17 protein-coding genes are annotated in these 13,324 nt (G+C 41.1%); 1 reads left to right on the top strand and 16 read right to left on the bottom strand.

The window, feature by feature from the left end:
* Positions 1-85: 85 nt before the first annotated feature.
* From KQI58_RS19570 to KQI58_RS19495, 16 genes are all read right to left on the bottom strand, one after another.
* Positions 86-520: a F0F1 ATP synthase subunit epsilon gene (locus tag KQI58_RS19570; protein WP_010746747.1), complete on the bottom strand. Its 435-nt coding sequence runs from the start codon at positions 518-520 to the stop codon at positions 86-88.
* A gap of 13 nt (positions 521-533) precedes the next feature.
* Positions 534-1,934, bottom strand: a complete 1,401-nt coding sequence (gene atpD / locus KQI58_RS19565) for a F0F1 ATP synthase subunit beta (RefSeq protein ID WP_016181237.1) — start codon at positions 1,932-1,934, stop codon at positions 534-536.
* Between the two features lie 22 nt (positions 1,935-1,956).
* Positions 1,957-2,862 carry a F0F1 ATP synthase subunit gamma gene (locus KQI58_RS19560; RefSeq protein ID WP_216410669.1) on the bottom strand — a complete coding sequence of 302 codons (906 nt, stop codon included), beginning with the start codon at positions 2,860-2,862 and terminating at the stop codon, positions 1,957-1,959.
* Positions 2,863-2,877: 15 nt separating this feature from the next.
* Positions 2,878-4,404: a F0F1 ATP synthase subunit alpha gene (gene atpA, locus KQI58_RS19555; protein WP_216410646.1), complete on the bottom strand. Its 1,527-nt coding sequence runs from the start codon at positions 4,402-4,404 to the stop codon at positions 2,878-2,880.
* 19 nt (positions 4,405-4,423) lie between these two features.
* The gene (gene atpH, locus KQI58_RS19550) at positions 4,424-4,969 is read right to left on the bottom strand and encodes an ATP synthase F1 subunit delta (protein WP_216410645.1); all 546 of its coding nucleotides are present in this window, start codon (positions 4,967-4,969) and stop codon (positions 4,424-4,426) included.
* A complete protein-coding gene (atpF, locus tag KQI58_RS19545) occupies positions 4,959-5,480 on the bottom strand; it encodes a F0F1 ATP synthase subunit B (RefSeq protein WP_216410644.1) in 522 nt (173 codons plus the stop codon). Before atpF ends, atpH begins: the two co-directional genes overlap by 11 nt.
* A gap of 97 nt (positions 5,481-5,577) precedes the next feature.
* On the bottom strand, positions 5,578-5,793 hold the full coding sequence (gene atpE / locus KQI58_RS19540; RefSeq protein ID WP_010746753.1) for an ATP synthase F0 subunit C: 216 nt from the start codon (positions 5,791-5,793) through the stop codon (positions 5,578-5,580).
* Positions 5,794-5,831: 38 nt separating this feature from the next.
* Positions 5,832-6,545 carry a F0F1 ATP synthase subunit A gene (gene atpB / locus KQI58_RS19535; RefSeq protein ID WP_216410643.1) on the bottom strand — a complete coding sequence of 238 codons (714 nt, stop codon included), beginning with the start codon at positions 6,543-6,545 and terminating at the stop codon, positions 5,832-5,834.
* Between the two features lie 287 nt (positions 6,546-6,832).
* Positions 6,833-7,297, bottom strand: a complete 465-nt coding sequence (smpB, locus tag KQI58_RS19530) for an SsrA-binding protein SmpB (RefSeq protein ID WP_010746755.1) — start codon at positions 7,295-7,297, stop codon at positions 6,833-6,835.
* A 1-nt stretch (position 7,298) separates the two neighbouring features.
* Positions 7,299-9,680, bottom strand: a complete 2,382-nt coding sequence (rnr, locus tag KQI58_RS19525; protein WP_216410642.1) for a ribonuclease R — start codon at positions 9,678-9,680, stop codon at positions 7,299-7,301.
* Positions 9,661-10,425, bottom strand: a complete 765-nt coding sequence (locus KQI58_RS19520) for an alpha/beta hydrolase (RefSeq protein WP_216410641.1) — start codon at positions 10,423-10,425, stop codon at positions 9,661-9,663. Before KQI58_RS19520 ends, rnr begins: the two co-directional genes overlap by 20 nt.
* Before the next feature lie 208 nt (positions 10,426-10,633).
* Positions 10,634-10,870: a preprotein translocase subunit SecG gene (secG, locus tag KQI58_RS19515; RefSeq protein ID WP_071857487.1), complete on the bottom strand. Its 237-nt coding sequence runs from the start codon at positions 10,868-10,870 to the stop codon at positions 10,634-10,636.
* A gap of 81 nt (positions 10,871-10,951) precedes the next feature.
* Positions 10,952-11,227 (bottom strand): GNAT family N-acetyltransferase, encoded by a 276-nt coding sequence (locus KQI58_RS19510; RefSeq protein ID WP_216410640.1) that lies wholly within the window; start codon positions 11,225-11,227, stop codon positions 10,952-10,954.
* Between the two features lie 86 nt (positions 11,228-11,313).
* Positions 11,314-11,580: a (4Fe-4S)-binding protein gene (locus KQI58_RS19505; protein ID WP_216410639.1), complete on the bottom strand. Its 267-nt coding sequence runs from the start codon at positions 11,578-11,580 to the stop codon at positions 11,314-11,316.
* Between the two features lie 62 nt (positions 11,581-11,642).
* The gene (locus KQI58_RS19500) at positions 11,643-11,978 is read right to left on the bottom strand and encodes a hypothetical protein (RefSeq protein ID WP_216410638.1); all 336 of its coding nucleotides are present in this window, start codon (positions 11,976-11,978) and stop codon (positions 11,643-11,645) included.
* Positions 11,965-12,477, bottom strand: coding sequence for a gamma carbonic anhydrase family protein (locus KQI58_RS19495; RefSeq protein ID WP_216410637.1), 513 nt, complete (start codon positions 12,475-12,477; stop codon positions 11,965-11,967). Before KQI58_RS19495 ends, KQI58_RS19500 begins: the two co-directional genes overlap by 14 nt.
* Before the next feature lie 260 nt (positions 12,478-12,737).
* Between KQI58_RS19495 and KQI58_RS19490 the strand changes: the two genes are divergently transcribed.
* Positions 12,738-13,324, top strand: a 587-nt coding sequence (locus KQI58_RS19490; protein ID WP_253296044.1) for a transposase, incomplete at its 3' end; no start/stop codon positions are given.

Here is a 13,324-nt window from a genome sequence, read left to right as displayed (position 1 = left end):
TGCAAAAGCCATATCAACTTTTGCAGCACTAAAAATTTGTATTCACAGGTTCCAGAAATTATTTCTGTCACAACCTGTAAAAGAATTAACGATGTTTCGAAACCTTGATTCGATTCATTGCACGGTGCAAAGCAACCTCGGCACGACTTAATTGGTCGGTATCTTGCTTTTCACGCGCTTCTTGAATTCTCGCTTCTGCACGTTGTTTTGCTCGTTCAGCACGAGACACATCAATATCACGTTCACGTTCGGCTGTATCAGCGATGATTGTCAACACGTTGTCACGAACTTCCATGATCCCACCGTTGACTGCAATCCAGTCCACGTGTGTATCAGAATCTGTTCGACGAACCCGAACTTCATCAATCGCAAGAGGTGCAATGATCGGTGCATGGTTCGGTAGAATACCAATTTCACCAGCAACTGTTTTAGCAACAACGATGGTGGCATTATGATCATAGACGTTGCCGTCTGGAGTAACAACGTTCACTTGCAGAACTTTGTTTTTTTCTTGTTCCATCGTGCACCTCTTTCTAGTAGCCTAAAGTTTTCGCTTTTTCGATAACGTCTTCGATTGTACCGACACTACGGAAGGCATCTTCTGGAAGATCATCATATTTTCCTTCAAGGATTTCTTTAAAGCCTTCGACTGTTTTCTCAACCGGTACATATGAACCAGGTTGACCAGTAAATTGTTCTGCTACGTTGAAGTTTTGTGACAAGAAGAATTGAATTCGACGAGCACGAGATACGATGACTTTTTCTTGGTCAGACAATTCGTCCATCCCTAAAATAGCGATAATATCTTGTAATTCACGATAACGTTGTAACACTCGTTGAACTTCTGTCGCCACACGATAATGTTCTTCACCGACGATTTCTGGTGCCAAGGCACTTGAAGATGAAGCCAATGGATCAACGGCTGGATAAATCCCTTGTTCCGTTAATTTACGTTCCAAGTTTGTCGTTGCATCTAAATGGGCAAAAGCGGTCGCTGGTGCCGGGTCAGAATAGTCATCGGCTGGTACGTAAATGGCTTGGATTGAAGTGATCGAACCTTTTTTGGTTGAAGTGATTCGTTCTTGCAATTGTCCCATTTCAGTTGCCAAAGTTGGTTGATAACCTACGGCAGAGGGCATACGACCTAGCAAGGCAGAAACTTCTGATCCGGCTTGAGTAAAGCGGAAGATGTTGTCAATAAACAGCAACACATCTTGTCCTTCTTCATCACGGAAATATTCAGCTAATGTCAAACCAGTCAAGGCAACACGCATACGTGCACCAGGCGGCTCATTCATTTGTCCGAACACCATGGCAGTTTTTTCAATAACGCCAGAGTCTTTCATTTCATAATAAAGGTCGTTCCCTTCACGAGTACGTTCCCCAACACCGGTAAACACTGAAATACCACCGTGTTCTTGGGCGATATTATGAATTAATTCTTGGATCAATACGGTTTTACCAACACCGGCACCACCAAATAGTCCGACTTTCCCACCTTTTAAATAAGGGGCTAATAAGTCGATAACTTTGATCCCTGTTTCCAAAATCTCATTACTTGTACTAAGGTCTTCAAAAGCAGGCGCCTTTTTATGAATGCCGCTTCTTTCTGCATCTTCTGGAAAAGGTGCTTCTTTATCAATCGTTTCACCTAATACGTTAAACACACGACCTAGAGTATCTTTACCTACAGGAACGGAGATTGATTTGCCAGTATCGACAACTTCCATTCCACGTTGCAATCCATCAGTAGCCTCCATAGCGATTGTGCGGATAACACCATCACCAAGTTCTAAAGCAACTTCAAGAACAACTTTTGTTTTATCTTTTTTGTAAACAATCAACGCATTGTTGATGTCTGGTAAGGATTGATCTAAAGAAAATTCCACGTCGACAACGGGACCAATAACTTGAACAATCTTGCCTGAACTCATGTTTTTTCCTCCAATCTTGAAATTATTCTAATGCGGAAGCCCCGCCGACAATTTCAGTAATCTCTTGGGTGATCGCCGCTTGACGTGCCCGGTTGTATGAAATGGTTAGATCATCAATGATCGCACCAGCATTATCAGTCGCTGTCTTCATCGCTGTCATCCCGGCTGCATGTTCTGCTGTCTTAGCATCAACGATCGCACCGTAGATCAAACTTTCAGCATATTGCGGAAGTAATTGATCAAGGATGGCTTCCTTTGAAGGTTCAAACAAATATTCTTCACGATATTCTTGTGCTTCACTTGGGTCCAAGTCAGAGATCGGCAGCATTTTTTCTACTCGGAACTGACTGGATAGTGAATTAACGTGATGATTATAACAAACATACAGTTCATCAAAAACCTGATTTTCATACATACTGGTCGTCATCGAAACGATTTTTCGCACTTCATCAAAGCTTGGTTGATCCGATAAATTGCGTAATTCATAAGCTAATTTAACGCCGCGAGCTTTGAAAAAGTCCGCTCCGGTTCCACCAATGGCTAACAAAACATATTCATCAGCAGAATCATGATCATCTTCAAGCATTGACATGGTTTGTTTTAAGATCGAGCTATTATAGCCCCCCACCAAACCGCCATCAGAAGTAATCACAATATAACCAGTTTTTTTGACTGGACGATTCAATAACATGCTGTGATAATTGATGCCGCCTAATTCACGACCAGAATTGGCTAACTCAGTTAATTCGCTCGCTGTTAAGTGCGTCAATACCTCACGTACTTTTGAAGCATAAAGTTGGAATTTCGCTGAGTAAGCTTCTGACTTCGTTAATTTAGAAGCTGATACCATTTGCATAGCGTTGGTGATTTGACTTGTTTTCTTTGTCGATGCAATCCGTGTTTTGATTTCATTTAAGGATGCCATGATCTTTTTTCACCTCGATTATGCTTTTTCTTGGTTAGCGGAAGAAGCGTCAAAAATATCTTTGAATTCTTGGATTGCTCCATCTAGCTTATCTGTATCTGGTAATTCTTTCGTATCACGAATCGTTGCAAATAAATCTGAGTGATTCGTTTCCAGATATTCGAATAATTGCGCTTCAAAATCTAAAATACTATTAACTGGGATACTATCAAGTACGCCATGAGTCAAGGCATAAAGAATCACAACTTGTTTTTCAACAGGTAGTGGCGCATGTAATTTTTGTTTTAATACTTCAACCGTTCGACGTCCACGATTCAATTTGGCTTGTGTCGCCGCATCCAAATCTGAACCGAATTGGGTGAAGGCTTCTAATTCACGATAGCTGGCAAGGTCTAAACGAAGCGTTCCGGCAACCTTTTTCATTGCTTTAATTTGTGCTGATCCCCCAACACGTGATACAGATAGACCGGCATCAACGGCTGGACGAATACCCGCATAAAACAAATCATTTTCTAAGAAAATCTGTCCATCGGTGATTGAGATTACATTAGTAGGAATATAGGCTGAAATATCTCCAGCTTGTGTTTCTACGAATGGCAAGGCAGTCAATGAACCGCCGCCTAATTCATCTGAAAGTTTTGCCGCACGTTCTAATAGACGTGAGTGCAAATAAAAGACATCCCCTGGGTACGCTTCACGACCTGGCGGACGACGTAATAGTAATGACAGTTCACGGTAAGCAACGGCTTGTTTTGATAAATCATCAAAGACAACTAACACATGTTTGCCGTTGTACATGAATTCTTCACCCATCGCTGTTCCAGCGTAAGGCGCGATAAATAATAGCGGTGCAGGTTGAGAAGCGCCCGCTGTTACGACGATGGTATAATCCATTGCGCCAAATTTACGAAGTGTTTCTACTTGTGAACGAACCGTTGATTCTTTTTGTCCGATAGCAACATAGATACAGATCATATCTTGACCTTTTTGGTTGATGATCGTATCAATCGCGATCGATGTTTTACCCGTTTTACGGTCACCAATGATTAATTCACGTTGTCCACGTCCGATTGGTACTAGGGCATCAATGGCCTTTAAGCCTGTTTGCATTGGTTCTGATACCGATTTACGTTGCATAACGCCGGGAGCCATTGCTTCGACTGGACGTGTGTTTGTTGTTTCAATTGGACCCATTCCATCAACTGGTTGACCAAGCGGGTTCACAACACGACCGATCATGTTTTCGCCAACTGGCACTTCCATGATCTTACCGGTACGTTTTACTTTGTCTCCTTCACGAATGGACTCAAATTCACCTAGAACGATGATACCGACATCATTGCTTTCTAAGTTTTGTGCCATTCCATAAGAGCCGTTAGAAAACTCTAAAAGTTCTCCACTCATTGCATTTTCTAAACCGTGGGCACGGGCGATCCCATCCCCAACGTAAGTGACTGTTCCGATTTCTTCCACAGACAACTTATTGTCATAATTTTGAATCTGTTCTTTGATTAAAGCACTGATTTCTTCTGCTTTGATGGCCATTCATTTCACCTCTTCTTCTCTACTTTTTACTAAGTGCTGCTCGTAGACCATTTAATTGGCTGGCGAGGCTGCCGTCGATCACTTGATGATCGGCTTCAACAATGACACCGCCGAGAATTGATTTATCAACGATCGGGGTTAACGTGGCCTTCTGGTAGCCAAAAACATCAGCGACTTTTGCTTCAAGTTCATGTTTCTTTTCTTCAGAGAGTGGAACAGCCGTAGTGACTGTCCCGTGTGCGATTTTATTGCGTTCATCATAGCGACGTTCAAACTCGTCAATCATAAACGGCAGATCGTCACTACGATTGTACTCAAATACTACTAATAGAAAATTTTTAACAATACCGTCAAAACCGCCGGTGAAAGCATTCATAATGGCTTTCTTCTCAGCGCCTTCCAAGCGAACATCTGTTAAAATATTTCCAAGATCGGGAATTTCTTTACAAATTTCTCGAACAGTCAACAACTCTTGATAAACGGTGTCGGCGGCTTCATTTTCGATCGCCAGTTCAAACAAAGCTTTTCCATAGCGTTTACCAACAGTGTATTTATCAAGCTTCATGTTTCGTATTACCTAACTTGTTCATATAGTCGTTGATCAAATCTTGATGAGCATCTTGTGAGAGCTCTTTGCTCAAGATTTTTTCTGCGATTTGTAGAGAAAGTGTTGCCACATCATCTTTAACAGAAGTCAATGCGTTTTCGCGTTCATCCTTAATTTCCGCTTGTGCGCGATCTTTCAGACGAGTCACTTCTTCTTTAGTATCTTTAATGATGTTTTGACGGCTTAGTTCGCCACTTTCTTTCGCATTTTTGATGATATCTGCCGCATCACTACGGGAACTTGCTAACTGAGTTTCACGTTCTTTTTCTAACTCAGCAGCCTTGATCCGAGATTGTTCGGCAGAATCTAGATCATTGGCGATCTTATCTTCACGTTTTTTCAGGATGTCTTGAACGGCACCCCACGCGAAATGCTTTAACAACGCCATTAGAATCACGAATGATAACGTAACGACGATTAAATTACCGAGTGTTGTATTGACAGCCTCAGCAATAACTAGATTCAGCATACTCGGTCTTCCTTTCTGTTCTTTCTCATTTCAGAACCGCATTATACGCTTCTGCTGCTCATCACTGGGATGAGTCTCAACAAAAAAGCGTCGATTATTAACCTTGGAAAACCATCAACATACCTAATACGACACCTAGAATTGGCACAGCTTCGATCAAACCAACACCGATAAACATAGTTGAACGAATTTGACCTGACATTTCTGGTTGGCGAGCCATTGATTCAATTGCTTTTGAGATTACTTGTCCGTTACCATAGCCAGCCCCAATTGCGGCTCCCATGATTGCGATTCCTGCACCGATAAAGTTCATAATAATTTTCCTCCTAAAAGTGTGTTAAATTTTTTTAATTATTCTACCTCGATTTTATGACTGATATAAACCATAGATAGAGTAGTGAAAACAAACGCTTGGATACTACCGATAAATAGTGAGAATGCGATCCAAATCATTTCAAGCGGGATAGCGAATGGCAATGTCCACCATCCTGTGCTTGTCACCATGCTTGCGATTAGTGAAAGCAATACTTCACCAGCAAAAATGTTACCGTATAGACGTAAGCCTAACGTAATAACATTCGTAAATTCTTCCATCAACTTAATAGGAAACAATCCTGCCGGTGTGAAAAAAGAATTTTTAATGTAGCTGCTTAGACCTAATTTTTCTGTACCTAGGTAATTGGCTAATACTAATACGAGTAAGGCCAATCCCATGGTTACAAAGGGGTTAGCAGTCGGGCTTTTCCAATAAGTCACTTCGTCACCTGTGACGATTTTTGTGACCAGCCCGATTTGGTTTGCTACAAAAATAAATAAGAACAACGTAAATGAGAACAAACTAAAATTTCTGACTTCTTTACGAGGCATGTTGTCACCAACAATGTTCGTAGTAAAATCAATGACCCACTCAATTGCGTTTTGCTTTCCTTTGGGCTTCAATGACAGGTTGCGGGTAAATGCAAAAACCAGTAAGAAGACAATCACACATGTCAAAATGATCATTGTCGTAACCGTACCATCGAACCATACGGGACCAATATGGAAAACCCAAGATTTTTCATCCAATTCAGTTCACCTCTCTTCCCAGCGACTCGCGTCAGCTCGTAGCTGCTTAGCGCTGCTCCTCAAAATACTATCGTATGTTACCACCAGAGTAAGAAAATTTCAAAGAATTTTCCTGATATTTTTCAAATAACTCGCATTCTTTTTCCGATAGTTATTTTATTTTGAGTTAAACGGCTCCAATCGTTAATTTAGCCCACAAAATGGCTAGTATAGATTGTAACTAATCCTATCAAAATCTATTGTGAAGTAAAGAAATTCTCATCAAATATGCGAAAAAGAATATTTTGCTAGCGAGAATAGTTTTTTAACGTTCGACTGATCTGACGATCGACATCTTTGCGCTTCAAGCTTTCCCGTTTATCATATTGATGTTTCCCTTTCGCAACACCAATCAAGACCTTCGCATAGCCGTCTTTTAGATAAACTTTCAATGGGACTAAAGTAATTCCCGTATTTTTAACTTCACCAGCTAATCGGGCAATTTGTTTTTTATGCATCAATAATTTTCGCGTGCGCACCGGATCATGATTAAAAATATTTCCCTGCTCGTACGGACTGATATGAACGTTGTATAAAAAAGCTTCGCCATTTCTAATGCGGGCAAACCCATCCTTCAAGTTGATTCGGCTATTGCGAATCGATTTGATTTCTGTTCCTTGTAAAACAATCCCTGCTTCGATCGTATCAATGATCGTATAATCATGGCGTGCTTTTTTATTTTGTGCCACTAACTTGCCTTCACCCTTTGGCATATTATCCCTTCTTCCTACCTGGTTTTTTCTTTTTGGCTACTGATTTATAAAAAGGCTTCTTGCCTTTTTTCTTTTTCTTGTCTTTTCCCGTTTTTTGACGGTCTTGATTTTTGCCTTTGCCGTAATTCTTTTCGGATTTCTGATTGTTCTTGCGACCGCCAGTTGGTTTACGGCGCTGGTTGCGACGATTATTTCCCGGCACCTCTAATGCGGGGATTTCTTCTGCTTCTAGCAATTCAAAATCAATCTCTCTAGTCTGAGGATCGGATTTCGTGACTTTCACTCGAACCTTTTGACCAATCTTAAAGGTCTGGCGAGTCCGTTCGCCAACTAATGCTAATTGGTTTTCAATAAAGTGGAAGTAGTCTTGTTTTAGCTCATTTAAATGGATCATTCCTTCAACCGTATTCGGCAGTTCAATGAAAATACCAAATTTTGTGACCGAGCTGATGATCCCATCAAACTCCTCACCGACTTTATCCGCCATGTATTCAGCTTTCTTCATGCTGTCAACTTCACGCTCGGCTTCTACCGCACGACGCTCCATTTTCGAACTATGGTCCGCAATCTCAGGTAAAGCTTCCGCCCATTTCTCTTTTGTCGCTTCACTTTGATCGTTACTATAAGAGCGAATCAAGCGGTGAACGATTAAGTCAGGATAACGACGAATTGGTGAGGTAAAGTGCGTATAATATTCAGCGGCTAATCCATAATGACCATAATTATCTTCTGAATAGCGCGCCTGCTGCATACTACGCAGTAGCATGGTGTTGATCACAGCCGCCTCTGGTTTATCCTCCACCTCGTGAATCACCTGTTGTAAATCTTTTGGAGTGATCGTATTCTTGGTTCCTTTGACTAAAATACCTAACGCCGCGGCGAAATCAAAGAAACGCTGCATTTTTTCTTCTTTAGGTTGTTCGTGAATCCGATAAATAAAGGGCAGCTTCAAACGATTGAAGTGTTCAGCCACCGTTTCATTGGCTGCTAGCATAAAGGACTCGATCAATCGTTCCCCCACACCACGTTCACGGAGTTCAATATCTGTCGGACGCCCTTTTTCATCCACAAGTATTTTCGCTTCACGATCCTCAAAGTTGATGGCGCCACGGCGATTCCTGAGTGATTCAAGAATTTGATGGAGTTCCTTCATTAAACGGAACATTGGAACTAACTCTTGATAACGTGTAATCGTTTCTGGCTTCTCATCTTCCAAAATATCATTTACCGCTGTGTAAGTCATACGCTCGCTGGTTTGAATGACACTTTGGAAAATCTCATGGTGGACAATCGTTCCACTTGGATCAATTTCCATCTCACAACTCATGGTTAGACGCGGCACCTGTGGATTTAAGGAACAGATTCCATTGGATAAGCGTTGCGGAATCATTGGAATCACACGATCGGTTAAATAAACACTCGTTCCACGTTCAAAGGCTTCTTTATCCAATAAGCTTTCTTCCGTTACATAATAAGAAACATCAGCGATATGAACGCCTAAAAAGTAGTTTCCATTAGCCAATTTTCGAACGGTTACCGCATCATCTAAATCTTTTGCATCAGCTCCATCGATCGTCACAATCTGCTGATCGCGTAAATCCCGACGACCAATCAAATCAGATTCCGCGATTGTGTCAGGTACCTGCTCTGAGGCTGTCTGGACTTCATCTGGAAATTGCGTTGGAATCCCCTGCGCAATTACAATTGACAAAATATCCATTCCTGGATCATTTTTATGCCCAACTACTTTCGTAACGATACCTTCCAAACTAGTAGCATAACCTTTTTCTGGAAAATGGGTGATCTCAACGATAACGATACTGCCATCAACCGGTTGAATGCCTTCTGCAGCAATAAAGACCTTAAACTGAGCGCTCTTCTTATCCTTTGGCGTCACATAACCAAACAGATCCGATTCCGCGATCTCGTCAACATCAAAGGCGGTAAATTCTCCAACGAGTTGTTGGATTTTTCGTTCCTTAATAGACACGACTCGACCTTCAGCGCCGCGATCAGAAAAAAGGTCCGCCGTTTTTTGGATATCGATCATGACGATGTCACCATCCATCGCAAAATTCGTCGCTTCCTTGGGAATAAAGATATCCGGTTCTTCTGGATCAATCGTCACAAAACCAAAGCCCCGTTCATTGCGGCGGAAGATCCCTTCGACTTCGATTGGTTGAAATGGCAGCTTAATTCGGCCTTTTTTATTAAATTCTAGGGCTTTTTCTCGTTCCAATTGGGCAACCGTTTGGACTAAAAGTTTATAGTCTTCACTCTTGCGCATGTCTAACACTTCTGCTAATTCTTCCATTGAAAGACTTTTTTTGTTGGCTGCTTTCAATCCAGCCAATATTTCTGCTTTAATTGTTTTTCTCTCCATTATTTTCTCTCCAAGCAAGAGTGGCTAAAAAATCTGCCACATCTTGTTCTAATTGTCTTCTTTCAGGTCCCACAGTAATCACGTGACCACTTTTGGGGTACCAATTCAAGGAAAAGGCGGTCTGCTGCAAGCGCTCGGCTGTTCGAAAAACACCTTCAGCTTCAATCATTTCGTCTTTTCCTGCCTGCGCCATAAAAAATGGGCACTTGATTTGTGCCAGATTTTCATAAGCAATCTGAGCTTGTTTCTCAATCGTCGCCAGTTGTTGTTCGACTAGCGGACGATAACTTTCGATTTTTTCTTCTGTCGTTTCTTTACCATTTCGTTCTAGCACTTGTTTCGCATATAATAGGAAGTTTTTCGTCACATTGGTTTTTACTGGAGCGATCGGCGAACAGAAAAAACCACCACCGATAAAGCGATCAGGCAGCTCACTTAATAAGCGAGTGGCCAAAGTACCGCCCATTGAAAGACCAAATACCGCAATTTCTTGAAATCCTTTTGCTTGTAGAAATTCTACTGCTTTCTGACTGTCTTTCCACCACTGTTCCGAATGCTCGTGTAAAATATCCAGCGGATCAGACGTGCCGTGTCCTGTAAAGAGCGGCGCATAAATCGTATAATCTAATTTTTCTAAAAAGCGGGCAAGCATCCGCACATCATTGGGACTACCTGAATAGGCATGTAATAATAGGACCGCTCGTTTTCCGTGAGGCAAAAATAGCGATTCAGGGACTTGTGCCATGAGTAATCACTCCTATCTTATACTTAGGTAATTGTAAAAACGAAAACAATCGTTCATTTGCAATTTGTATATTTTCTAACAAAGCACTCTCTACATTAATAAACAATGCAGAGGGACTGATTAGCAACTGTTTTCTTGCTTATCTTCAAGTGTACTTGATTTAGAGTAAATACAAAATAAAAAAGACCTCTCAAGTGAGAGGCCGGTTTTATTTGCTTGATAAAAACATTAATACGAAGAGCAAAATCATCCAAACCGCACCTAAAACAGCGGTTGATCGTTGCATCACAGCCTCAAAGCCGCGTGCTTTTTGCTTTCCGAATAATTGATCCGCGCCACCAGTAAAAGCACTCGCAGCACTATTTTGTTTGCTAGGTTGCATCATGATCGTAATGACGATGATCACTGACAAAACTAAGATAACACCCAAAATAAAATTATACAAAAGATGACCCTCCTTATTTCCAAACTACCTCATTTTTTACTTTAGCACAAATGACGTCGTTTGACTAGAGAAGTCCCAAACTTATTTTCTTAAAACATCTGCATATTCTGATTTTTCTTCAAATTCTTTTTTCGCAAATGGGCAAAGCGGAATAATTTTTTTGCCTTCCTTACGCGCTTTTTCGACACCCGCTGCCACGAGTTTTTCTGCTAAGCCTTGACCGCGATAGGTTGGGTCAACGAAAGTATGATCAATAATCATGATTTCTGGACCCGCATTCGACCAAGTCATTTCCCCCGCTTCTTCTTGTGCATCATTCAATAAAACAAAACGTTCTTTTTCTTCTCTGATTTCCATAATACCGCTCCTTACTCAAATTAATCTGATTTTCGTAATGTAATCATTTCTCTAAACTCATCCATAAACTGTCAGCTTAACAGTTCTTAATTTTTAATGACGTATTTCAGCGCCCCGCTAGGACAAGTGTCCACGACATAGCTAGCATTTTCTACGCTGCCATTGTCAGGGATGATCCATGGTCTGCGGCCCACCTCAAAAATTTCCGGGTTTCCTCGTACGCAATTGCCAATGTGTGCACAAATATCTTTATTGTAGTAAATATCGATACCTTCACCATGGTATTTGCGATACCCTTGAGCCAATAATTCTTCTTCGTTCACTGGCTCATGATTGAATTTACTTCCATCCATTTTATCACTTCCTTTTAGTAAGATTATACTGGGAATCAGAAAAAAATTACACTAACTCGTCTTTAAGCTAACAGTTCAATGAGAGTCTGCATCGCTTGATGAGCGTCTGCTTGATCTGGAAAGGCCAAGACAAAGAATCGACCACCGACAGTTTCTATAATCAGTTCAAATACTCCCGCCTGTTGGCGAATTGAAAATGGCTTTAAACTATCTACCGGATAATAAACGTTGCGCGGCTCCTTTGTTAATTGATCTTCTTCCAAAACATGTAGCCCTCGACTGGAAAAAATCAAAAAATGTTCCGCTTGATCTTCATAGATAGCCAATTGATTTAAACCATCGTCTGGAAACAGTGTTCGTAGTTGTGCTTGAAGTAATAAGAAACTAGTTTCCCTCATGAGTGACTCCATTGGTTTGGATTTTAGGGAACTCATTTTTTAAATAGGCTTCCCCTAATTCAAAATAATGCTGTGCATTTCTGCGATTTTTTTCAATTTCTTCCGGCGTCAATTGACGTATTACCCGAGCTGGTGAGCCAAAGGCCAACGAATTCGCTGGAATAAAGGTTCCCTCTGTTACTAAGGAACCTGCTCCGATTAAACTATTTTCGCCGATTTCCGCGTGATTCAAAACGGTTGCTCCCATGCCGATCAGCGCACCTGAGTGAATCGTACAGCCATGAATAATACAGGCATGTCCGATCGTTACATAATCTTCAATCACCGTTGGAGCATCATGATCCACATGAACGACCGTCCCATCTTGAACATTCGTCATTTTACCAATAGAAATCGTATTACTATCACCTCTCAAAACACTTTGGAACCAGATTGTTGACCCCTCACCTAGTGTTACGTCACCGTAAACATCTGCACTGTTTGCAATAAAATTTGCCATGTTTTTCCCTCACTCAACTTCACTTTTTTTATATCTCACGTTATGTCTTTACCAGACAAGTATAGCATTTATCGCGGGTTTCTTCCTTTCTAGATTGAGTTTGATAACCTATAGTTAGATTTTTCGATAAAAATTGGACAGGAAAAAGCGGCACTAACAAGTGCCGCCTCAGACTGTAGACAAAGTCCATTTTATGGATGCTGTCTACAGTCTTTTCTTTTATAATAGATTTATGAAATCGGATACAGGGAGTGATAGTTATGATGTCTAAAAACAATACGAACGGTAGAAATCAATTTGCGATGCTCACGATTGATGATCTGGTTCCTCAAGATCATCTCGTTCGAAAGATTGATGACGCACTTGATTTTGAGTTCATTTATCCAATCGTGGAAGCTACATACTCAGAGTTAGGTCGCCCAAGTATCGATCCAGTGATTCTGATCAAATTGGTGTTTATCCAGTATTTATTCGGCATCCGTTCCATGCGACAAACCATTAAGGAAGTCGACACCAATATCGCTTACCGCTGGTTTTTAGGCTATTCCTTCGAGGAGAAAATCCCCCATTTCTCAACTTTTGGAAAGAATTATGTCCGCCGATTTAGAGAAACGACACTATTTGAGGATATTTTTTCTTATATTTTAGAACAAGCTGTCAAAGCCGGTTTCGTAACAGAGGATAATTTGTATCTGGATTCTACCCACATCAAAGCCAATGCCAATAAGCATAAGTTCACGAAGGAAATGACCCATGATGAAGCGAAAGCCTATCAAGATGAATTAGAAGATGAGATCAATCGTCAACGAATAGAGGCCGGAAAACGCCCTTTTACTTTGGACCTAGA

The organism is Enterococcus raffinosus (genome assembly GCF_018917525.1).
Lineage (GTDB): Bacteria > Bacillota > Bacilli > Lactobacillales > Enterococcaceae > Enterococcus_A > Enterococcus_A raffinosus_A.
Note: the sequence above shows the minus strand (reverse complement) of the source record. Positions and strands in the feature narration are given on the sequence as shown.